This is a genomic window from Pseudomonas neuropathica (assembly GCF_051174785.1).
In the GTDB taxonomy this organism is placed as follows: domain Bacteria; phylum Pseudomonadota; class Gammaproteobacteria; order Pseudomonadales; family Pseudomonadaceae; genus Aquipseudomonas; species Aquipseudomonas neuropathica_A.
Genome location: NZ_CP195111.1, coordinates 1,480,327 through 1,501,221, shown reverse-complemented (window position 1 = coordinate 1,501,221; position 20,895 = coordinate 1,480,327). Strand labels below are relative to the sequence as shown.

Here is a 20,895-nt window from a genome sequence, read left to right as displayed (position 1 = left end):
CTTACCGTCTTACCTGCACGACTGTTGACCTATTTTGAGGTGTGAGTGATGAAAGCCTGGATCTGTGTGCCGTTGATGGCCTTGGTATTGGCCGGTTGCGCCGGTAAAACCGCTTATCGCGACAGCTGCGGCAGCCAGCTCGACGCGGCCTGGCATGAGCTGGATCTGGCCAAGGCCGAAGGCTTTGCCGGCACTGTCAGCTACTCCAAAGCGTTGTCGCTGCTGACCGCCGCCAAGACCCAGCAACAATTCGAGGGTTTCGAAGGTTGCAGCAAGAAAGCCGAGAAGGCGCGTTTCTACATTCGCGAATCCCGCGCTGGCCGCTAAGCTGCTGACGTGAAGCAAGGACGCTGCGTTCACTGGGCGGCAGCATGTTCTACAGAGCCATTTGAATCAGGAGCAAGTGATGTCTGCGTTGGTTGACCGGTTGGTGGCTCATGTCCTGAGTCTGGAGGTGCGGCTGCTGGCCTGTCAGGCGCGATTGACGGCACGTACCGACCCCGAAGCGCTGCACGATCTGCGCACTACGGTGCGGCGCTTGCGCAGCCTGTTGCGGCCATTGCGTGGTTTGCCGGGTGTCGAGCAACTGGAAGACGCCGCTTCGGCAGTCGGCCAATTGACCACCCCGTGGCGCGATCGCGAGGTGTTGGCGGCGTACCTGCTCGCGCATGATCAGCCCGAAGCCGCGCAACGCCGCATGGCGCAGATGGCCGAGGCTTATCCGGCGCTGGCGGCGAGTGCCGAAGTGGCTTCGCTGCTGATGATTCTCGACGCTTTCCCGCGATTCCTGCGCGCTTCCCAGCGTCAGGGCTTGCTCAAAGGCTTGGACAAACGCATCGAAAAACGCCTCGGCAAGCAATGGCAGAAACTCGACGAGGCGCTGCACGATCCCGCTCACGACCGTCATCGCCTGCGCTTGCTGATCAAGCGCGTGCGCTACGGCATCGAAGCCTATCCTGAACTGGATCGCTTGCCCGAAGCGGCGCTGGCGCGATTGAAGTCAGCCCAAGGTGCGCTGGGTGACTGGCACGATTGCTGGCAGTGGCTGGCAAAGGCGGAGCTTGAGACGGACCTTCAACCGTGCGTCGCCACTTGGCAGACGACCATGATCAAAGCCGAAAGCAAGGCTGATCGAGTACTGGAAAAACTCAGTTCAGCCTGTTTCAAATAACCTTAGCCCCGCGATAGCCCCTGTAGGAGCTGCCGAAGGCTGCGATCTTTTGATCTTGTTGTTAAAAATCAAAATCAAAAGATCGCAGCCTTCGGCAGCTCCTACAGGGTTTTGTGTCTGTATTTGAAATACGCTAAGGCCTTTCTGTCAGCCCATTTGACCGGAATAGACGCTGCGGCGCTGTGCAGCTCTGGTTAAGATCGCTGCATTCCTTTCTCGTTTTCTGAGGTTGCCATGCGCTTTAGCGATCTGCTCGAGGCGGTCCGCCGCCAACCGGAACTGACCATTCCTGCCGAATGGGGCCAGGGTCGCGCCAGTTTCGGTGGCTTGGTGGCGGCGCTGCAATACGAAGCCATGCGTGCGCAAGTGCCAGCGGATCGCCCGGTGCGTTCGCTGGCGATCACCTTTGTCGGTCCTGTCGAACCCGAAGTCCCGGTGCGTTTCGAAGTGGACGTACTGCGCGAAGGCAAAGCCGTCAGCCAGGTCATGGGCCGGGCGATGCAGAATGGCCAGGTGGTGACCATCGTCCAAGGCAGTTTTGGCGCTTCGCGGCCATCGGAGGTGGCAGTCGAAGCGTATCCGGCGCCGTCTATGAAACATTGGGACGAATGCCAGGAGTTGCCGTATATCAAAGGCGTAACCCCGGAGTTCATGCGTCATCTGGCGATGCGTTGGAGTGTCGGTGGGATGCCGTTCACCGGCAATCAATCGCGGTTGATGGGAGGCTGGGTGCGCTTGCGTGGGGATGTCAAAGAAGAACCGGTCAACGAGGCGCATCTGCTGGCCTTGGTGGATGCGTGGCCACCCGCGTTGTTGCCGTATCTGAAGAAGCCTGCACCGGGCAGCACGCTGACCTGGACCATCGAATTCGTTCAGCCGCTACGCGACTTGAGCACACTGGACTGGTGCCAATATCTGGCCGATATCGAGTACGCCGCCGACGGCTACGGCCATGTGGCCGCCAAGCTGTGGAGCTCAGAAGGCGAGTTGATTGCGATGAGTCGCCAGACCGTGACGATCTTCGCCTGACTTAATGCCGACGGTGGCGCTCACGCCAGGCGCGCCACCAGCCGCCGCTGAGGAAGAAGCGCGGGAAGGTCAGGAACTGCTCGACCAGTAAACGCGACACTGCATCTTTTCGATCACTGAACGGCTCGGAGGCTTGCGCCTCCAGGCTGTGGCCGTGGCGCTGCAAACCCAGCGCCGCGATGATGCCAATCACGCCGATGGCGACGCTGGCCAGACTCAGGCTGAACACCCCGGAGACGATCAGCAGAAACGCGACGATAAACAACGGCACGGCAATCAGGTGCAACACCAGATTGGTCGGATGCTGATGATTGCCCGGGTACGCGCGCCATTGCCACGCGGGAAGGTTGGGGTGACGTTTGCCCATGTTTTCTACTCCTCGATCCATGTTGAACTCTTGGTTGAAGAATAGGCCCGGGCGCGGAGGGCGGCGAATCAAGGTTGGCTATTGAAGCGATAGGCGTCATCGTCGGATTCGATGCTGAATGGGCTGACGCCTTCGCGAGCAAGCTCGCTCCCACAGAGGATTTATGAGCGCCCTAGATCCAATGTGGGAGCGAGCTTGCTCGCGAAAGGGCCTTCAGAGTTTCAACTGACCAATAGCCTTGTTGAGTTCCCCGGCCAATGTCGCCAGCTCATTACTGGTCGTCGCCGAATCCACAGTCTGCTGCACCGTGTTCTCGGTCACATCACGAATACTCACCACCGCCCGGTTCATCTCTTCGGCGACCTGGCTTTGCTGCTCCGCCGCCACGGCAATCTGCGTATTGCTCTCACGCATCTGCGCCACCGCTCCGGTGATCTCCGCCAGCGCCTCGCCGGCCTCTTGCGCCTGCTGCACGCAATCGTCGGCCTTGTACGAACTCTCCTGCATAAAATCCACCGCGTCGCGGGTGCCAGCCTGCAAGGCCGAGACCATGGTGGTGATCTCGTCGGTCGAGGTCTGCACGCGTTTGGCGAGGTTACGCACTTCATCGGCGACCACCGCAAATCCCCGGCCCATCTCGCCGGCGCGGGCGGCTTCGATGGCAGCATTCAGCGCCAGCAGGTTGGTCTGCTCGGCAATGCTGTGAATCACGCTGACCACGCCGTTGATCTTCTGACTGTCTTCGGCCAGCCGTTGAATCATCTCGGCCGTCTGCTGCACGCCGCTGGATAACCCGGCAATCGAATGCTGCACGCGCGCGACCACTTGCTGACCGCTGCCGGCGAGACCATCGGCGGTCTGCGACAGGTCGCGGGTAGCGCCGGCGTGTTGGGCGATGTGATAAACCGTGGCGGTCATTTCATTGATCGCGGTAGCGGCCTGATCGGTTTCGCTCTGCTGACCGAGCATGCCGTGGCGCACCTCGTTCATACTCGACGCCAGCCGTGCCGCGCCGACATCCAGTTGCCGTGCGGTGTTGGCCACCGTGGTGACGACGCGCTGATAACCGGCCTGCATCGCGTTGAACGCATTGGCCATCTGCCCGACCTCATCTTTGCCGGCCAGCGGTACACGAGCCGAGAGATCGCCGCTTTTCTCAACGTGCAGCATCACATCTTTCAGCGTATTGAGCTGGCTGAGCAGGAAGCGGATCAAGAGTTGCGAGGCACACAGCATGGCGAACATCAGGATGAACACCGCCACCGCGTAATTGGCGAAACGCTCGCTGAACACCTGACTCAGGCTCGGGCCGTAGGCAATGACCGCAACCTGCTGGCCATCGGCACGACTGAACAGCTCGGCACCCATCAACGGATTTTCGCCGAACAGCGGCAGGTGATTGATCGCATTCCAGCCGTCGCTTTCAGTGATTTCCAGCAAGGGTTGATCGTTCAGGCGCGGTGCCTCACCGCGTTTGAAGGTCAGCACTTGATCAGCCTTCGGCAGCGGCTGCCCGGCCGGCCAGGCCTTGAGCAGTTGCGCCTGGGCTTGCGCCGATGCCTGTGATGCGTGACTGCGCGCCTGTTGTTCGAGCTGCACGGCGTACAGCACCAGCAGCAGGGTAGTGACGAAGGCGACCGCATTGACCGCCCAGAATTTGTATTTCAGCGAGATATTGCTAAGCCAGGCACCCATGGAGGTCTTCTCTGATAGCGGAAACAGTTTTGGCAAGGTGCCATTATTGTGCCGCTATGCAGATCTGCGGATCTTGATGCACATCAACAGAACACATCGCCCCCCTGTGGGAGCGAGCCTGCTCGCGAAGAGGGCGTGTCAGCCAACATCATTGCCATCTGAACCACCGCTTTCGCGAGCAGGCTCGCTCCCACAAGGAAATTCTGGGGTGTCAGGAGAGGGCGGGGAGGTTGTAGAACGCGCGGGCACACGCGGTGGTATGCGCCGCCAGATCTTCCTCGGTTTCACCGCGATGCAACGCCACTTCGCGCAGGACTTCGGTCAGATACGCCGGCTCATTGCGGCCGTTTTTCGGTTTTGGTCGCAGGGTGCGCGGCAGCAGATACGGCGCGTCGCTTTCCAGCATCAAGCGCCCACGCTTGATCTCTTTCACCAGCGGATGCAAATGAGTGCCACGGCGCTCGTCGCAGATCCAGCCGGTGATACCGATGTGCAGATCCAGATCGAGGTAGCTGAACAGAGCTTTTTGCTCGCCGGTGAAGCAGTGCACCACAGTGGCCGGCAGTCGATCGCGGAAGTCTTTCAATATCTCCAGCAAACGCTGGCTGGCATCGCGCTCGTGCAGGAACACCGGCAGTTGTAGCTCGACGGCCATGGCCAGGTGTTCTTCGAGGACTTTTTCCTGCTGTGGGCGTGGCGAGAAATCACGGTTGAAATCCAGCCCGCATTCACCCACGGCGACTACGTTTTTTTCGTGCAACAGACTGCGCAAACGGCGCGCGCTATCAGCGTTCCAGTCACTGGCCGAATGCGGGTGAATACCGGCGGTGGCGAACAGTCGCTGGCCACCTTCATCGAGTTGCTGGCACAGCTCCAGAGCTTGCTCGCTGCCCTCGACGCTGGTGCCGGTCAGCACCAGTTGGCAGACCCCGGCGGCATAGGCGCGCTCGAGCACGGCCTGGTGTTTGTCGGCGAAACTGGGGTTGGTCAGGTTGACGCCGATATCGATGAGTTGCATGGTTGATACCTCGGGCCGAAGGCCGGAAAGCATACCAGAGCTGTAGATTCATAAGAAAAGCCAAGAACTACAACGAGTTATAGCTGTCTGTTGATGCCGCGACGCAGACCGTTTTGGTAGCAGTGCCATTACTGTGCCAGTCTCTCGCACGTTGCCAGCGCTCATGGCGCTCTGTTTTCGTCGGTAATTTCGTCTTTTTCAAGATGAAATCGCCCCGTATTCTTTCCGGAGAGTGGATGGTTCGTCCCTCGGTTTTGCTGCTGTTGTGTGGATCGTTGCTACTGCCGATGACGGCGGTCGCGCGCCTGCCCGGGCCACTGCAAGCCGTGCCGGCCGCCAAGGTGCGTGACTTGTCCGAGATTCGCAGCAGCCGCGTGTTGCGCGTGCTGGTCAATCAGAGCCGCAACAGCTCCGGTGAAGTTCAGGGTCAGGCCATCGGCGTCGAATACCATCGCCTGCGTGCCTTCGAGCAATACCTCAATGGCCACGCCCGCGATGGTCAGGAGGTCACCCTCAAGATCATTCCCAAAGCCAAGGATCAACTGCTCGGCGCCTTGCAGCGTGGCGAAGGTGATCTGGTCGCGCCGGGCGAATTGCTCGATCTGCAACCGGGCTACGCGGTGGCCAGCAGCGAACCGATCGCCAGCAACGTGCCGCTGGTGTTGGTCGGGATCAAGGGCGAGCGGCGCTACACCAAGGTCGAGCAGCTTTCCGGCAAAACCCTGGCGTTGCCTACCGGCAGTGCGGCGGGGGAGGCGGTCAGTCAGCTCAATCAGAAACTGGCGTTGCACAAACTGGCGCCGATCAAGATCGAATGGGTCGATCCGACCCTGGCGGTAGAAGATGTGCTGGAGATGGTGCAGGGCGGGATATTTCATCTGACCATCGTCGAGCAACCCATCGCCGAGCGCTGGGGCAAGATCCTGCCCAAGTTGCGCTTCGACCGGCAACTGATGATCAGCGAGCCGGGCGAGGAATATTGGTTCGTACGCCGCGATGCTGCGATGTTGCGCGCGAGCATTGACCGCTTTCTCGGCGGTTACAAGAAGCCGTCCAACGAAGATGTCGCGTTTCTGCGCATCTATCGGCGTCTTTATCAAGTCCACTATCCATTGGCCAAGGCTGATCGCCAACGTCTGGAAAAACTGCGCCCGACCCTGCAAAAGCACGCCCAGGCGCAGAACATGGACTGGCTCAATCTGGCCGCACTGGCGTTCAAGGAATCACGCCTGCAACCCAATGCCCGCAGCGGCAGTGGCCCGACCGGGCTGATGCAGATCACGCCTTCCGCCGCTCAGCGAGTCGGCGTGAACAACATTCAAAATCTCGATGCGAATGTGCAGGCCGGGGCCAAATATCTGGCGATGATCCGCCGCAAGTTCTTCAACAGCCCCAAACTCAATGAGCGCGAACGCATGGCCTTTACGCTGGCGGCGTACAACATCGGCCCCGAACGCGTGCAGGGCATGCGCGCCGAGGCCCGGCGCCGCGGCTTGAATCCCAACCAATGGTTCTTTCAGGTCGAGCGCATCGCTATGGAGCAGGTAGGAATGGGGCCGGTCAGCTATGTTAATAGCGTGAACAAGTATTACTTGGCGTTCGACCGGGAGCGCGAGTCGTTGGAGCCCGGGGCGCAAAAAGTCGTCTCACGGAAATGATCTAATAATTTGATGGTAATGGCGGAATATTTGCGCTTTTAACATGAAATTAACTGATTAATATAGCGGCCAACCAACACACACAACTTCTCGCAAAAACAAGGAATGCCCCATGAGCTCTCTGATCAACAAAGTACTGTTCACCCGCGCTGGCTACGGTCTGACCATCCTGCGCATCGCTGTCGGCGTGATCTTCGCGGCCCACGGTGCGCAAAAACTCTTCGGTCTGTTCGGTGGTTACGGTCTGGCGGGCACCGCGCAATACATGGACAGCATTGGCCTGCACCCGGGCTACCTGATGGCCATGCTGGCTGGCGGTACTGAATTCTTCGCTGGCCTGGCCTTGATCATCGGCCTGCTGGTGCGCCCGGCAGCACTCGGTCTGACCTTCCTGTCGCTGGTGGCAATCTTCACCGTACACATCAGTAACGGTCTGTTTATGGCCAACAACGGTTACGAGTTCGCACTGGCTCTGCTCGGTGGCAGCCTTGCCGTCATGATCGAAGGTGCCGGCAAGCTCTCGGTGGACCGCGCCATCGCCGGTTAAGCGCTCTGGCTCAAGGAAAAGGCCCGCATTGTGCGGGCCTTTTTTGTTGTGGCTGATTCTTGACACTGATCGGTCACGTTCTCTAGGATGTTGCCCATGCGCCGATTTAAACAGCTACTTGCGGGGCGCCAGGTGACTTTCAACAGTCGCCGTCAGAAGCCGGAACAGGGCTTCGAAATACCGCTAAAGCGCTGGTTCGGTGTTGCCTCTCACCTGCCATGCAGACTTTTGAGGCAGAGACACGACACGATGAATGCACTACGCCCTCCAGCACGTCCCGCGCCGATCACGGCTCATATCACCCAGCGCAACCCGAAAATTCTTCTTGGCGGCAAACATCAGCCGACGCTGTTGCGTTATCTCGATGGCTGGCCACGTCGCAGCGGCGGTCCTGCCGCGTTCCTGATCCAGTTTGTCGAAGACGGCGAGTCGCTGGCGCGTTTTGCCACTGACAGTTTTGATCTGGCGGTGATTCAGGCGCCAAGTGCGGAAGATGCGCCTGAGATGATCAAGCAACTGACTCGCGTTGCACGCCAGGGTTTGATCACTCGCCGCTGATACGCTTTACGGATAGTCGATGGCGACGATGTAAACGAACTGCTCACCCGTCGGTGTCTGCACCCTGACTTCTGCATCCAGCGCCTTGCCGATCAAGGCGCGAGCGAGTGGCGAGTCGATGCTGATCAGACCCAGTTTCAGGTCCAGTTCATCGGGGCCGACGATGCGGTAGCGCGATTGTTTGCCATCTTCGTCTTCGATGGTCACCCATGCGCCGAAGTAGACCTTGTTCGGGTCACTGGGTTTTTCACTGACGACTTTCAATGCTTCCAGGCGTTTGGTGAGAAAGCGCACGCGACTGTCGATCTCGCGCAGCATCTTCTTGCCGTAGGTGTATTCGGCGTTCTCCGAGCGATCGCCCTGAGCCGCCGCCTCGCTGACCGATTGCGTGACTTGCGGGCGACGCACATGCCACAACTCATGGAATTCGGCGCGCATCCGCGCTTCACCTTCGGGGGTGATCAGCGCGGTGCCGGCGGTGCGGGGAGGGCGATAACGGCTCATGGCAACTTCTTGTGATTAAGACCGCTTGAGTTTATCAACCCTCACGCAACACTGTCAGTGGACTTGCGTTGAGTGCCCGGCGCGTACCGAAAACGCCGGCACCACCAATCAGCGCCGCGCCAATAAGCGGCAGCACCAACAACCACGGATGAGGATGCCATGGCAGATCGAACGCGTAGCGATACAGCACCAGACTCACCACTTCCGAACCGATCGCCGCGAGTAAGCCGCTGACCGCGCCGAGTAAACCGAACTCGATGCGCCGCGCCTTGATCAGCAACTGCCGCTCCGCACCCAGTGCTCGCAACAGCGCGCCTTGGCGAATGCGTTCATCGAGCGTCGCCTGCAAGCCGGAAAACAGCACGGCCATGCCCGCTGCCAAAACAAACAACAACACATATTCCACGGCCAGGGTGACTTGGGCGAGGATGCTGCGCAGCTGTTCGAGCAGCGCTTCGACCTGAAGAATGGTCACAGCGGGGAAGGTTCGCGACAGTTCGACGATCTGCTGATCATGACCCGGAGCCAGATAGAAACTGGTCAAGTAGGTCGCGGGCAGATCCTTCAACGTGCCGGGCTGGAAGATCATGAAGAAGTTCGGCTGGAAGTTGTCCCAGTTGATTTCGCGCAGGCTGGTGACCTTCGCCTCGCGATTGACCCCGCCGACACTGAACACCATGTGATCGCCGAGTTTGAGCTTGAGGCTTTCGGCGACTTTGCCTTCCACCGAGACACCGGGAACGTCGTCGGTGGGCTGATCTTTCCACCACTCGCCGGCGGTGAGCTTGTTGCCCGCCGGTAAATCAGCGGCCCAGGTCAGACTCAAGTCGCGTTGCACGGCGCGGTCGCCCGCCGAATCCTTGCTGACGATTTGCTGCACGGCTTCGCCGTTGATGCTGATCAGTCGGCCGGGCACTACCGGATACAGTGGCGCGGCTTGCGCGGACACTTTGATCAGATGATCGGTGAACGCCTGTTTGTCTGCTGGCAGGATGTTCAGAGCAAAGTAGTTCGGCGCATTTTTCGGCAACTGGTTTTGCCAGGTGTCGAGCAGTTCGCCGCGCAGCAGGGCGATCAAGGCCATCGACAGCAGAATCAGACCGAATGCCAGCGACTGACCGGCCGCAGCCAAGGGGTGGCGCAACAACTGGCCCAAGCCCAGGCGCCACGGCAGCGAAGCACGGGCGAGCATCCGCCGCAGGCTTTGCAGCAGCAACAACAGCAGACCGCCCAACACCAACGCGGCAACTACGCCACCGCCCAGCAAGGCGAACGTCAGCAGCAGATCGAGGCTCAGGCGCCACATGATCAGGCCGAGCGCACCCAAGGCTGCGCCGTAAACCATCCAGGTACTCGACGGAATCGGCAGCATGTCGCGGCGCAGCACACGCAGCGGCGGCACGCGGCCCAGCGCAGCCAGTGGCGGCAAGGCGAAACCGGCCAATGCGACCAGCCCGGTGCCGATCCCGGCGATAGCTGGAAACAGACCGCCCGGCGGGACGTCGGTTGGCAACAAATCATGCAGCAGCGCGAACAGGCCCAGTTGCGCCAACCAGCCGAGCAGGGCACCGCCAAGAGCGGCGAGCAAACCAAGCACGGTCAGCTGCAAACTGAACAGCACCATGGTTTCCCGGCGCGACAATCCAAGGCAGCGCAGCAAGGCACTGGCATCGAAACGTCGACTGGCAAAACGGTTGGCCGACAACGCCACCGCGACCCCGGCCAACAGCACGGCGACCAGACTGGCCATGTTCAGATAGCGCTCGGCCTTGCCCAGTGCACCGCCAATCTGCCGGTTGCCATCGCGGGCATCCTGGATCCGCTGATTCGCGGCGAGCCCGGGTTTGATCAGTTGCCGATACGTTTCCAGCGCCTGCGGTTCACCGCGCCACAGTTCGCGGTAACTTACGCGGCTGCCGGGTTGCACGACACCGGTGGCGGCGAGGTCATCGAGGTTGATCATCACCCGGGGCGTGAGGCTGTAGAAGTTGCCGGCACGATCCGGTTCGTAGGTCAGCACGCGGGTCATTTTCAATGTCTTCATGCCGACATCGATGCTGTCGCCGATCTTCAGATCCAGTGCGGTCAGCAGGCGTGCCTCGACCCAAGCTTCACCGGGTTGCGGTTCGCCACCGGATTCTTCGGTGGCGAACGGGGCTGGCGCGCTCTTCAGTTCGCCGCGTAGCGGATAGGCGCGGTCGACGGCTTTGATGCTCGACAGCTGGATGCCGTTGTCGGTGGCAATGACGCTGGAAAACTCCACCACTTGCGCATGCTTCAGAAGCAGCTCGGTGCCGCTTCTGATCTGTTCTTCACGGGCCGGAGAACTGCCTTCCAGCACCAGGTCTGCACCGAGAAATTCGGTGGCGCGCAGCATCATTGCGCCATTCAGGCGGGCGCCGAAGTAACCGATGGCAGTACTCGCCGCCACCGCCACGACCAACGCGAAAAACAATACGCGCAATTCACCGGCGCGGGCATCGCGCATGAGTTGGCGTATGGCGAGACTGAACAGACGCAACAGCGGCAAACGTGCCATCAAGGCTCCAGAGGGGCGACCAACAGCCCGGCTTCAAGACGGATCAGGCGCCGGCAGCGATGGGCCAGGCGTTCGTCGTGGGTCACCAGCACCAGGGTGGTGCCGCGTTCCTTGTTCAATTCGAAAAGCAGATCGCTGATGCGCTCGCCGGTGTGGCTGTCGAGGTTGCCGGTCGGTTCGTCGGCAAACAGCACATCGGGCTCGGCGGCAAAGGCTCGGGCAATCGCTACACGTTGTTGTTCGCCACCGGAGAGCTGGCGCGGCGAGTGCGTCAGACGCTGGCCGAGGCCGACGCGCTGGAGCAACTCCGTCGCCCGTTCACGGGCGTCTTTGCGGCCATCGAGTTCCAGTGGCAACATGACGTTTTCCAGTGCGTTGAGACTGTCGAGCAACTGAAAGGACTGGAAGACGAAACCGACATGTTCGGCACGAATGCGTGCGCGCTGGTCTTCGTCGAGATTGCTCAGGCCCTGGCCGGCCAGAATGACTTCGCCACTGCTCGGCAGATCGAGGCCGGCGAGCAAACCGAGGAGGGTGGATTTGCCCGAACCGGACGCGCCGACGATGGCCAGGCTGTCGCCCTTGTTCAGTTCCAGGCTGAGTTCGTGCAGGATAGTCAGTTCACCTTCCGCGCTGGGAACCACTTTGCTGAGGTTCTTCGCGGTGAGAATGCTTGCGCCCATGGAGAATCCGATGCGTGTGTGGTTTTTGAGTGCTGGCCTGGCCTTGATGTGCATGGCCCAGAACGCAGCGGCGGGTACTGTCCTGATCGTTGGCGATAGTATCAGCGCCGGTTTCGGACTGGATACCCGCTTGGGGTGGGTGTCGTTGCTCGAACAACGGCTCAAACAGGAGGGTTTCGACGACAAAGTGGTCAATGCCTCCATCAGCGGCGATACCAGTGCCGGAGGCCAGGCACGGCTGCCGGCGCTGCTTGCAGAGCATAAGCCGGAACTGGTGATCCTCGAACTGGGTGGCAACGATGGCTTGCGCGGAATGCCGCCAAATCAATTGCAACAAAATCTTGCCTCGATGATCGACAGCTCTCGTCAGAGTGGGGCCAAGGTGCTGCTGCTCGGCATGCAACTGCCGCCCAATTATGGCAAGCGTTACACCGATGCCTTCGCCGAGGTCTACGGCAAACTCGCCGACGATAAAAACATCCCGCTGGTACCGTTTTTCCTCGACGGCGTGGGCGGTCATCCGGACCTGATGCAGGCCGATGGTCTGCACCCGGCAGTCGGGGCTCAGGGCAAGTTGCTGGAAAATGTCTGGCCGACGCTAAAACCGCTGTTATGAGGCTTTTCTAAGGGCAGGCTTTCGGCTAATGTGGCGCCCCCTTATTTGGAGCCCCCGATGTCGCGTTCTGCCTGGTCCCTGTTTGCCTACCAACTGATCGAGCCTGACGAGCAGCTGGATCTGTTCGCCTGCCAGGAAGTGCGGGTGCATCTGGTGACCCGTCAACTCGAACTCGGTGGCTCGGCCGATCGCACCCTGTGCGGCAGTCTGCTGCCGGCGCAACCGCGCTGGTCGAGCGTGGATCGCCGGGTGTTTCAGGATCAGCGTCTGTGTTCGCTGTGCCGGGCGATTCTTGAGTCGCAGAAGCGCGGCACCTCGCCGATCTGGCCGGAATTGCGGTTCGAGCTCTGATTCTGTGGGAGCCGAGCTTGCTCGCGAAGAAGCCATGTCAGTTAACATTTTTGGCGACTGACCCACCGCTTTCGCGAGCAAGCTCGCTCCCACCAAGAACACCTTGTCGCCTGCAATGGGGTGATCTCCCCGAATATTCAAAGTGCGGTGTACAATCGCGCCCTTATACCCTTGTTGATCATGCGAAGGATTTTCCGGATGTTGCCGCGCTTTCCTGCCGTCACCCGCTGCCTGTCACTTGCCGCCCTGTGTGTGGCGGGTCCCGTTGCTGCATTGGAGTTTCCCCTGCCACCACCCGGTGAAGACATCATCGGTCAGGTGCAGGTGATCAAAGCCAAGTACGAAGACACCTTCGCCGATCTGGGTACGAAGTACGATCTGGGTTACTCGGAAATGGTCGCGGCCAACCCGGGCGTCGATGCCTGGTTGCCGGGCGCCGGCACCGAAATCGTCTTGCCGACCCGTTTCATTCTGCCGCCGGGCCCGCGTGAAGGCATCGTCATCAACCTTGCCGAATACCGCCTCTACTATTTCCCGAAAGGCCGCAACGTGGTGTACACGTTCCCGCTGGGTATCGGTCGTGAGGGTTGGGGGTCGCCGATCGCGCACACCTCGATCACCGCCAAGACGCCCAACCCGACCTGGACGCCTCCGGCGTCGATCAAGGCTGAACACGCTGCCGATGGCGATCCGCTGCCAAACGTAGTGCCGGCCGGCCCGGACAACCCATTGGGCCCGTTCAAGTTCACGTTGGGAACGCCGGGTTACCTGATTCACGGTTCGAACAAGAAATTCGGTATTGGCATGCGCACCAGTCACGGCTGCTTCCGCATGTTCAACAATAACGTGCTGGAAATGGCCGGCATGGTCCCGGTCGGTACGTCGGTACGCATCCTCAACGATGCCTACAAGTTCGGCAGCAGTGGCGGCAAGGTTTATCTGGAAGCGCACACGCCGATCGACGACAAGGGCAACCCGTCGGTGGTCGACAAGCACACAGCAGTGATCAACGCGATGCTCAAGCGTGAAGACGTGACCAGCAACCTGCGCGTGAACTGGGATGTGGTGCGGGATGTGGTCGCGGCTGAAGATGGCCTGCCAACGGAAATCGGCACACCGAGTACTTCGGCACCGATTGTTGCCAATACACCGATCGACCTGCAGCAGTAAGTCGAAGTCCGGAACCCGTCGATGCGTGCAGCGTCGGCGGGTTTTTTATTGCCTGAACAAAACCGCGGGCAATAAAAAAGCCGACCCGAAAAATCGGGTCGGCTCGATAACAATCCCGAAGGATTATTACTTGCGGCTAGCTTTGTCCAGCATGCGCAGAGCACGCTCGTTAGCTTCGTCAGCAGTCTGTTGTGCTTTTTGAGCAGCAGCCAGAGCTTCATCAGCTTTACGGTAAGCTTCGTCTGCACGAGCCTGGGAGCGAGCAGCTGCGTCTTCAGTAGCGGTCAGACGTGCTTCGGTTTCTTTCGATGCGCTGCTGCAACCGGTAGCCAGAACTGCGGCCAGAGCCAGAGCAGAGAATTTCAGAACGTTGTTCATCGTGTTCCCCTTCAAGGACTTTCAATTAAGTGGCTGTCTCCTCACGATTGAGGAAATAGCCGGCGTACATACTACCCATTACTTGTAGTAAGTAAACTGACGTAAGGCAAGAAGCAAAAAAAATTGTAGGCGTTGATTCTTTTTCGAGCAACTTTTAACTGCGTTGTTTAAAAAACACCCAGCTGCAAGCCCCGAGCTGAGCGAGTTAATGAGAAAAAGTTCCCGATGCCGCGTGCTGTTTTTGCAGTCTTGGCTAAAGTCTTTCTAGATGAATACGTCCACACTTTTGTTCCGAATTTGCGTGCTGCTTCGCTTATCTTTGTGCATGTTGAGGTGACTTTAAAAAAGGCTGCACGTCTTAAGTCTCAACATCCGGCAATGTTCAGGTGATCGGCCCGGGAAGATCTTCTCCCAGGCTCACCCTGCGTCCATCGGAGCAACCCCCGCCGACTCGCTTGATGACGAGCGTACCTTGAGCATTTTTGCCAATGGTGCCTACTATTTATCAGGTGCCAGGTTGCGCGAGATCGGTGTGGCTCTTCTCGGTGCCCATCAGGCACGGGGTGGCGTAGATGTTCCTTCGCCGGAAAAACATCGGTAAGGTAGGGGTCAGAATTCAAGACCCGCGAGGAGTAGTGATGAGCGAGGCGTTGTCCATCCACCATGACCAGGCTGGTCATCAGTTCGAGACCAATGTGGACGGTCATCGTGCCTACCTGACTTATATGGATCTGGGGAAACAGACCCTGGATATCTATCGCACGTTTGTGCCCAACGCCCTGCGTGGCCGTGGCATTGCCGCAGCGCTGACCGAGAGCGCGCTGCAGTACGCCGAAGAAATGGGTTACACGGTGATTCCGTCGTGCTCTTACGTCGAGCGCTACATGGAGCGTCATCAGCGTCGCGCCGCCAAGATCTGAATCGCACACACAAAAACGCCGGGCAATGCCCGGCGTTTTTTTATGCCTCTAAAACGCGTATCAGCTGCGCTGGCGTTTCGGCAACACGTCCTTGAGCTTGGCGTGCATACTGCGCAGGGTGTTCTCGGTGGCGGACCAATCGATGCAGGCATCGGTGATCGACACGCCGTATTGCAGGTCGGCGAGGTCCTTTGGAATCGCCTGGCAGCCCCAGTTCAGGTGACTTTCGACCATCAGGCCGATGATCGACTGGTTGCCTTCGAGGATCTGGTTGGCGACGTTCTCCATCACCAGCGGTTGCAGGGCCGGGTCCTTGTTGGAGTTGGCGTGGCTGCAGTCGACCATGATGTTCGGCTTGATCTTCGCTTTGTCCAGCGCCTGCTCGCACAGGGCAACGCTGACCGAATCGTAGTTCGGCTTGCCGTTACCGCCGCGCAGCACCACGTGACCGTAGGCGTTGCCTTTGGTAGTGACGATCGACACGCCACCTTCCTGGTTGATGCCGAGGAAACGGTGCGGGCTGGACACCGACTGCAAGGCGTTGATCGCCACAGTCAGGCCGCCGTCGGTGCCGTTTTTGAAACCGACGGCCGAGGACAGGCCGGAAGCCATTTCCCGGTGGGTCTGCGATTCAGTGGTACGCGCGCCGATCGCCGACCAGCTGATCAGGTCCTGCAGATACTGCGGGGAGATCGGATCGAGGGCTTCGGTGGCGGTTGGCAGGCCTTTTTCGGCCAGATCCAGCAGCAACTGACGACCGATGTGCAGACCGTCCTGGATCTTGAACGAGTCGTCCAGGTACGGATCGTTGATCAGACCTTTCCAGCCGACGGTGGTCCGTGGCTTCTCGAAATACACGCGCATGACCAGATACAGTGTGTCGGAGACTTCCGCCGCCAGCACCTTGAGGCGATCGGCGTATTCGTGGGCAGCCTTGATATCGTGGATCGAGCACGGGCCGATCACTACGAACAGACGGTGGTCGGTGCCATCAAGAATGTTGCGAATGACTTCGCGGCCCTTGGTGACGGTGCGCAGGGCAGCATCGCTAAGAGGGATATCACGCTTGAGCTGATCGGGAGTGATCAGGGTCTCGTTAGAGGCGACGTTTAGGTCGTTGATCGGTAAATCAGCCATCGTTTACTCGTCAGGTCACGGGTGCCGGCCGCCAGCGATCCCCGCGCGGCGGAGCACAGCAGATTTAAGCGCGTCGGGGAGCGGAACCTTAGCGCGTAAAGCGCCTGCTCGACAATGGGCAAAAGGTGCTTTAGTCCAGCGCTGGCTGCGCAAAAGCCTTGCGCACGCTGTCGTGGGAGAACTCGTCGGCATGTTGCTCGACCCATTGCAGGGCTACCGCCTGAATTTCTTGCAGGTCATCGTGGGTTTCGTGCATGCGGCAGTAGCGCTCGATCTGACACACTTGCTCACCCATTCGCGCGCTGAACAGCGTCTGCTCATCGGTAAACGCGATGCCCACCAGATAGCCTCTTTTACGGCGCAGACACCACGCGACATAGCCCGGATAACAGATGTCGGCATTGAGTGTCGGCATGCGTACTTGCAGGGCGGTGCCATGGCGCCAGGCGCGGTGGTAATTGCAAGCGATGCCGCCGAGGCTGATAGTGTGCAGCTGTTGCCTGGAAATACACTCAGGCTTGAGCAAGGTTAATTCAACCGGCACCTCGTCCGGATGAGGAATGAAACGTCCCATGAGCACAGACTCCCTGTGTCGGCCATTTGACATTGTTTCCCCCAGTATAGTGGTCGAATCCGAACTGACCGATTTCGACGCCGATCAACGGCTGTTGGCGATGAGCGGCGTTTCCCTGGTGATTTTCACCAGTGTCGGCTGCGCCAGTTGCCGTTATGCCCGCGAGGTGTTGCCGGATATGGTGCTGGGGATTGATCACCTGTGCTGGATCGATGCCGGCGACAACGGCGGGTTGGTCGAGCGCTATCAGGTCTTTCATTTGCCGGCGCTGTTTGTGGTGCGCGACGGCGAGTTCTTTGGGGCATTGCACACGCGCCTGACCGCCGATGCGTTGAACGTAGCGCTGGCGCAGGCACTGGGTCGAATTGCAGAGGAGTTGCCATGATGGCGGCAGAGAATAAACCGGGCTTTGATAAACCGGTCGCAGGGATTATCGGTACCGGCGCAATTGGTGGTTTCTACGGAGTGATGCTGGCGCGTGCCGGTTTCGATGTGCACTTTCTGTTGCGCAGCGAGTTTTCGGCGGTGGCTGAGCGCGGTTTGCAAATCAACAGCGCGGTGCATGGCCAACTGACGTTGCATCCGGCGCAGGCCTATTCGTCGGCCGAAGACATGCCCAAGTGCGACTGGCTTTTGGTGGGGGCGAAAACCACCAGCAACGCCGGTCTCGCGCCTTCAATCATTCAAGCGGCCAAACCGGATGCGAAAGTGCTGGTGCTGCAAAACGGTCTCGACGTCGAAGACAGCTTGCGTGAATTGCTCCCCGATTCCCTGCATCTGCTGGGCGGTTTGTGTCTGATTTGCGTACACCGCGAAGGTCCCGGGCAAGTCACCCATCAGGCACTTGGCGCAGTCAACGTTGGCTATCACAGCGGCCCGGCCATGGATGATGGCGCGCGCATGGCGATTGTCGAGGAGGGCAGCGGGTTGTTCCGCGCTGCCGGCATCGATTCCCAGGCAATGCCCAATCTGCAACAGGCGCGCTGGCAGAAACTGGTGTGGAATATTCCCTACAACGGACTCTCGGTGTTGCTCGGCGCCAGCACCACGCCGCTGATGGCCGATGCCGACAGCCGCGCGTTGATCCAGGCGTTGATGGCCGAAGTGGTGCAGGGCGCCAAGGCCTGCGGCCACGACGTGCCGCCGGGATACGCCGAGTATCTGTTCATGATGACCGAGAAAATGCCCGACTACTGGCCGAGCATGTACCACGATTTTTTACATAAACGACCGCTGGAGCTGGAAGCGATCTACGCTCGGCCATTGACGGCTGCGAAAGCAGCGGGTTGTGAGTTGCCGCGCATCGAAGCGTTGTATCGCAATTTGAGTTTTATCGACCGGCGCAACGTTTAAGCCGGTCGCTCTGGGGGAAGGCATGGCCAAGAACATCGATGACAAACTGGTGCTGGCGATTTCGTCGCGCGCCTTGTTCGACCTGAGCGAGAGCCACAAGGTCTATCTGTCGAGCGGCGTTGAAGCCTATCGGCAATATCAGATCGAGCACGAAGACGAAATTCTTGCGCCCGGCGATGCTTTCCCGCTGGTGGAAAAACTTTTGGCACTCAACAGTCGCCTCGGCCGCGCACGGGTCGAGGTGATTCTGGTCTCGCGCAACAGCGCTGACACTGGCCTGCGCGTATTCAACTCGATTCATCATTACGGTCTGGCGATTTCCCGCGCGGCGTTTGTCGGTGGGCGCAGTCCGTATCCGTATCTCAAAGCCTTTGGTTGTGACCTGTTTCTGTCGACCCACGCCGAAGATGTGCGTGCGGCGCTGGATGCCGGTTTCGCCGCTGCGACGATTCTTTCCGGCGGAGCGAGCCGTGCGGCCAGCGATGAATTGCGCATCGCCTTCGACGGCGATGCGGTGATCTTTTCCGATGAGTCGGAGCGCGTCTATCAGTCCGGCGGGCTGGAAGCGTTTCAGGCCAAGGAGCGCGAAGCCGCGCGCGAGCCGTTGCGTGGCGGGCCGTTCAAAGGCTTTCTGGCGGCGCTCAATCTGTTGCAGCGCGAGTTTCCCGATGACGATTGCCCGATCCGTACGGCACTGGTCACCGCACGTTCGGCTCCGGCCCATGAACGGGTGATCCGTACCTTGCGCGAGTGGGACATCCGTCTCGACGAATCACTGTTCCTCGGTGGCCTGACCAAATCGGCGTTTCTCGAAGCGTTTGCCGCCGACGTGTTTTTCGACGATCAGGCTGGCCATTGCGAACTCGCCCGCGAAGTGGTCGCCACTGGCCACGTACCGCACGGCATCAGCAACGAACCGCCGGTCTAAAGCCCTTTGGTTCAAGACGTTGCGTCACACGTCGTAGTCGCCAAGGCACTGCTAAGCTGAATCAAATCTCCGCCATGTTGGCACGCGAGGAGGTCATATGATTCGTTCGATGCTGTATGCCACTGACCTCGGTCTGTACGCACCGTTAGTGATGCAGCATGCCTTGGCATTGGCGCGAACGTTCAATGCCGATCTGTACGTGGTGCATGCGGTGGAGCCGATGGGGCTGTTTGCCGAATCGGTATTGCAGAGCTATCTCGACGAGCAGGCATTGAACGAATTTCACAGCCAGGGTCTGAAAACTGTCATCGCCAATATCGAGCAGCGGGTGCTGGAAAGCTTTCGCGAAGAACTCGGGGATGAAGGCGAGCAGGATCTGCAGCGTATTCGCGCCGTGCGCGTGCTGCAGGGCGATCCGTCGCAGGTGATTCTCGACCAGGTGCAGAAACTCTCTGTCGATCTGCTGATCGTAGGCAGTCACAGCCACGGGGTGGGCGCGGAAACGCCGTTGGGGCGCACGGCAGCGCGGCTCCTGCAATTGGCCAAAGTACCGGTTTACATGGTGCCGCTGGTGGAGCGGAGGCGACGCGGAGATCGCTGAAGCACGAATAATGGCGCTTTGATAAAAAAGTTCTAGATTTATTATTCAAACCATTAATATAGTTATATACCGTCGCTGATGCCCGTGGCGTCTACCTGCTTTGAGGGATTCATATGAAGCTTCAACAATTGCGCTACATCTGGGAAGTGGCGCACCACGACCTCAACGTTTCCGCTACGGCCCAAAGCCTCTACACCTCGCAACCGGGCATCAGTAAGCAAATTCGCCTGTTGGAAGATGAACTCGGCGTTGAAGTATTTGCCCGCAGCGGCAAGCACCTGACCCGCGTGACCCCGGCCGGCGAGCGCATCATCACCACCGCCGGTGAGATTCTGCGCAAGGTCGAAAGCATCAAGCAGATCGCCCAGGAATTCTCCAACGAGAAGAAAGGTACCCTGTCGATCGCCACCACCCACACCCAGGCACGTTACGCACTGCCGCCGGTGATCAGCAATTTCATCAAGCAATACCCGGACGTGGCGCTGCACATGCACCAGGGTTCGCCGATGCAGATCGCCGAAATGGCCGCTGACGGCACCGTCGATTTCGCCATCGCTACCGAAGCGCTGGAGCTGTTCGGCGATCTGGTGATGATGCCGTGCTACCGCTGGAACCGTTGCGTGGTCGTGCCGCAGGGCCACCCGCTGACCAAGTTGCCGAAGCTGACTCTGGAAGCCCTGGCGGAATACCCGATCGTGACTTACGTATTCGGTTTCACCGGCCGTTCCAAGCTCGACGAAGCCTTCAGCCATCGCGGCCTGACGCCGAAAGTGGTGTTCACCGCCGCTGACGCCGACGTGATCAAGACTTACGTGCGCCTGGGGCTGGGTGTGGGCATCGTCGCTAAAATGGCGGTCGACACCAAACTTGATAACGACCTGGTAGTGCTGGATGCCAGCGAGCTGTTCGAATCGAGCATCACCAAGATCGGTTTCCGTCGCGGCACCTTCTTGCGCGGCTTTATGTGCGACTTCATCGAAAAGTTCGCCCCGCACTTGACTCGCGAAGTCATGGCCAAAGCCATTCAGTGCCACAACAAGCAGGAACTGGAAGAGCTGTTCGACGGCGTCGAACTGCCGGTTCACTGATCAAACTGCC

The 20,895-nt window shown here is 59.5% G+C and carries 24 protein-coding genes; 15 read left to right on the top strand and 9 right to left on the bottom strand.

Going from position 1 to position 20,895, the window contains the following annotated elements; all coding sequences use genetic code 11:
* Positions 1 to 48 precede the first annotated feature (48 nt).
* The 3 genes from ACRRSD_RS06790 to ACRRSD_RS06780 all read left to right on the top strand — a co-directional run bounded on the left by ACRRSD_RS06790 (position 49) and on the right by ACRRSD_RS06780 (position 2,200).
* Positions 49 to 327: a hypothetical protein gene (locus ACRRSD_RS06790; RefSeq protein ID WP_016770894.1), complete on the top strand. Its 279-nt coding sequence runs from the start codon at positions 49 to 51 to the stop codon at positions 325 to 327.
* Between the two features lie 79 nt (positions 328 to 406).
* On the top strand, positions 407 to 1,171 hold the full coding sequence (locus tag ACRRSD_RS06785) for a CHAD domain-containing protein (protein WP_435037589.1): 765 nt from the start codon (positions 407 to 409) through the stop codon (positions 1,169 to 1,171).
* A 234-nt stretch (positions 1,172 to 1,405) separates the two neighbouring features.
* The gene (locus ACRRSD_RS06780; protein ID WP_435037588.1) at positions 1,406 to 2,200 is read left to right on the top strand and encodes an acyl-CoA thioesterase; all 795 of its coding nucleotides are present in this window, start codon (positions 1,406 to 1,408) and stop codon (positions 2,198 to 2,200) included.
* A gap of 1 nt (position 2,201) precedes the next feature.
* On the opposite strand, the gene ACRRSD_RS06775 is transcribed toward ACRRSD_RS06780, so the two are convergent.
* From ACRRSD_RS06775 to ACRRSD_RS06765, 3 genes are all read right to left on the bottom strand, one after another.
* Positions 2,202 to 2,567 (bottom strand): terminase, encoded by a 366-nt coding sequence (locus ACRRSD_RS06775; protein ID WP_034155260.1) that lies wholly within the window; start codon positions 2,565 to 2,567, stop codon positions 2,202 to 2,204.
* Positions 2,568 to 2,780: 213 nt separating this feature from the next.
* Complete coding sequence (locus ACRRSD_RS06770; protein ID WP_435037587.1) at positions 2,781 to 4,262, bottom strand: methyl-accepting chemotaxis protein; 1,482 nt, start codon at positions 4,260 to 4,262, stop codon at positions 2,781 to 2,783.
* 211 nt (positions 4,263 to 4,473) lie between these two features.
* Positions 4,474 to 5,280, bottom strand: a complete 807-nt coding sequence (locus ACRRSD_RS06765; protein WP_435037586.1) for a TatD family hydrolase — start codon at positions 5,278 to 5,280, stop codon at positions 4,474 to 4,476.
* A 236-nt stretch (positions 5,281 to 5,516) separates the two neighbouring features.
* On the opposite strand from ACRRSD_RS06765, the gene ACRRSD_RS06760 reads away from it, so the two are divergent.
* The 3 genes from ACRRSD_RS06760 to ACRRSD_RS06750 all read left to right on the top strand — a co-directional run bounded on the left by ACRRSD_RS06760 (position 5,517) and on the right by ACRRSD_RS06750 (position 8,043).
* A complete protein-coding gene (locus tag ACRRSD_RS06760; RefSeq protein ID WP_435037585.1) occupies positions 5,517 to 6,938 on the top strand; it encodes a transglycosylase SLT domain-containing protein in 1,422 nt (473 codons plus the stop codon).
* A gap of 112 nt (positions 6,939 to 7,050) precedes the next feature.
* Positions 7,051 to 7,485, top strand: a complete 435-nt coding sequence (locus ACRRSD_RS06755) for a DoxX family protein (protein WP_435037584.1) — start codon at positions 7,051 to 7,053, stop codon at positions 7,483 to 7,485.
* Between the two features lie 249 nt (positions 7,486 to 7,734).
* Positions 7,735 to 8,043, top strand: a complete 309-nt coding sequence (locus ACRRSD_RS06750; RefSeq protein ID WP_435037583.1) for a class I SAM-dependent methyltransferase — start codon at positions 7,735 to 7,737, stop codon at positions 8,041 to 8,043.
* A gap of 6 nt (positions 8,044 to 8,049) precedes the next feature.
* On the opposite strand, the gene greB is transcribed toward ACRRSD_RS06750, so the two are convergent.
* From greB to ACRRSD_RS06735, 3 genes are read right to left on the bottom strand one after another with little or no spacing between them, the layout of a single operon-like run.
* Entirely contained in the window at positions 8,050 to 8,547 is a 498-nt protein-coding gene (gene greB / locus ACRRSD_RS06745) for a transcription elongation factor GreB (RefSeq protein WP_003226818.1), read from the bottom strand.
* Between the two features lie 34 nt (positions 8,548 to 8,581).
* On the bottom strand, positions 8,582 to 11,086 hold the full coding sequence (locus ACRRSD_RS06740; protein ID WP_435037582.1) for an ABC transporter permease: 2,505 nt from the start codon (positions 11,084 to 11,086) through the stop codon (positions 8,582 to 8,584).
* Positions 11,086 to 11,769, bottom strand: coding sequence for an ABC transporter ATP-binding protein (locus tag ACRRSD_RS06735; RefSeq protein WP_007908572.1), 684 nt, complete (start codon positions 11,767 to 11,769; stop codon positions 11,086 to 11,088). Before ACRRSD_RS06735 ends, ACRRSD_RS06740 begins: the two co-directional genes overlap by 1 nt.
* A 10-nt stretch (positions 11,770 to 11,779) precedes the next feature.
* Here ACRRSD_RS06735 and ACRRSD_RS06730 point away from each other — a divergent pair, with 10 nt between their 5' ends.
* The 3 genes from ACRRSD_RS06730 to ACRRSD_RS06720 all read left to right on the top strand — a co-directional run bounded on the left by ACRRSD_RS06730 (position 11,780) and on the right by ACRRSD_RS06720 (position 13,906).
* Positions 11,780 to 12,385: an arylesterase gene (locus ACRRSD_RS06730; protein WP_435037581.1), complete on the top strand. Its 606-nt coding sequence runs from the start codon at positions 11,780 to 11,782 to the stop codon at positions 12,383 to 12,385.
* 57 nt (positions 12,386 to 12,442) lie between these two features.
* Positions 12,443 to 12,736 carry a hypothetical protein gene (locus ACRRSD_RS06725; protein WP_007908575.1) on the top strand — a complete coding sequence of 98 codons (294 nt, stop codon included), beginning with the start codon at positions 12,443 to 12,445 and terminating at the stop codon, positions 12,734 to 12,736.
* Between the two features lie 198 nt (positions 12,737 to 12,934).
* Positions 12,935 to 13,906 carry a L,D-transpeptidase family protein gene (locus tag ACRRSD_RS06720; protein ID WP_435037580.1) on the top strand — a complete coding sequence of 324 codons (972 nt, stop codon included), beginning with the start codon at positions 12,935 to 12,937 and terminating at the stop codon, positions 13,904 to 13,906.
* 126 nt (positions 13,907 to 14,032) lie between these two features.
* On the opposite strand, the gene oprI is transcribed toward ACRRSD_RS06720, so the two are convergent.
* Positions 14,033 to 14,284, bottom strand: coding sequence for an outer membrane lipoprotei OprI (gene oprI / locus ACRRSD_RS06715; protein ID WP_003199355.1), 252 nt, complete (start codon positions 14,282 to 14,284; stop codon positions 14,033 to 14,035).
* Positions 14,285 to 14,922: 638 nt separating this feature from the next.
* Here oprI and ACRRSD_RS06710 point away from each other — a divergent pair.
* Positions 14,923 to 15,204, top strand: coding sequence for a GNAT family N-acetyltransferase (locus ACRRSD_RS06710; protein ID WP_003226804.1), 282 nt, complete (start codon positions 14,923 to 14,925; stop codon positions 15,202 to 15,204).
* 60 nt (positions 15,205 to 15,264) lie between these two features.
* Here the strand turns inward: ACRRSD_RS06710 and ACRRSD_RS06705 are convergent, their stop codons facing one another.
* Positions 15,265 to 16,341, bottom strand: a complete 1,077-nt coding sequence (locus tag ACRRSD_RS06705; RefSeq protein ID WP_016985505.1) for a 3-deoxy-7-phosphoheptulonate synthase — start codon at positions 16,339 to 16,341, stop codon at positions 15,265 to 15,267.
* 130 nt (positions 16,342 to 16,471) lie between these two features.
* Positions 16,472 to 16,915, bottom strand: coding sequence for a PilZ domain-containing protein (locus ACRRSD_RS06700; protein WP_102900378.1), 444 nt, complete (start codon positions 16,913 to 16,915; stop codon positions 16,472 to 16,474).
* Here ACRRSD_RS06700 and ACRRSD_RS06695 point away from each other — a divergent pair.
* The 5 genes from ACRRSD_RS06695 (at position 16,914) to cysB (ending at position 20,885) form a co-directional block, all read left to right on the top strand.
* Complete coding sequence (locus ACRRSD_RS06695) at positions 16,914 to 17,300, top strand: thioredoxin family protein (protein WP_435037579.1); 387 nt, start codon at positions 16,914 to 16,916, stop codon at positions 17,298 to 17,300. The genes ACRRSD_RS06700 and ACRRSD_RS06695 overlap by 2 nt on opposite strands.
* A complete protein-coding gene (locus ACRRSD_RS06690; RefSeq protein ID WP_435037578.1) occupies positions 17,300 to 18,268 on the top strand; it encodes a putative 2-dehydropantoate 2-reductase in 969 nt (322 codons plus the stop codon). The genes ACRRSD_RS06695 and ACRRSD_RS06690 overlap by 1 nt, the downstream gene beginning before the upstream one ends.
* Positions 18,269 to 18,290: 22 nt before the next feature.
* Positions 18,291 to 19,196 carry a 5'-nucleotidase gene (locus ACRRSD_RS06685; protein ID WP_038364294.1) on the top strand — a complete coding sequence of 302 codons (906 nt, stop codon included), beginning with the start codon at positions 18,291 to 18,293 and terminating at the stop codon, positions 19,194 to 19,196.
* A gap of 97 nt (positions 19,197 to 19,293) precedes the next feature.
* Complete coding sequence (locus ACRRSD_RS06680) at positions 19,294 to 19,797, top strand: universal stress protein (protein WP_435037577.1); 504 nt, start codon at positions 19,294 to 19,296, stop codon at positions 19,795 to 19,797.
* A 113-nt stretch (positions 19,798 to 19,910) separates the two neighbouring features.
* Positions 19,911 to 20,885, top strand: a complete 975-nt coding sequence (gene cysB / locus ACRRSD_RS06675) for an HTH-type transcriptional regulator CysB (RefSeq protein WP_007908591.1) — start codon at positions 19,911 to 19,913, stop codon at positions 20,883 to 20,885.
* Positions 20,886 to 20,895 lie beyond the last annotated feature (10 nt).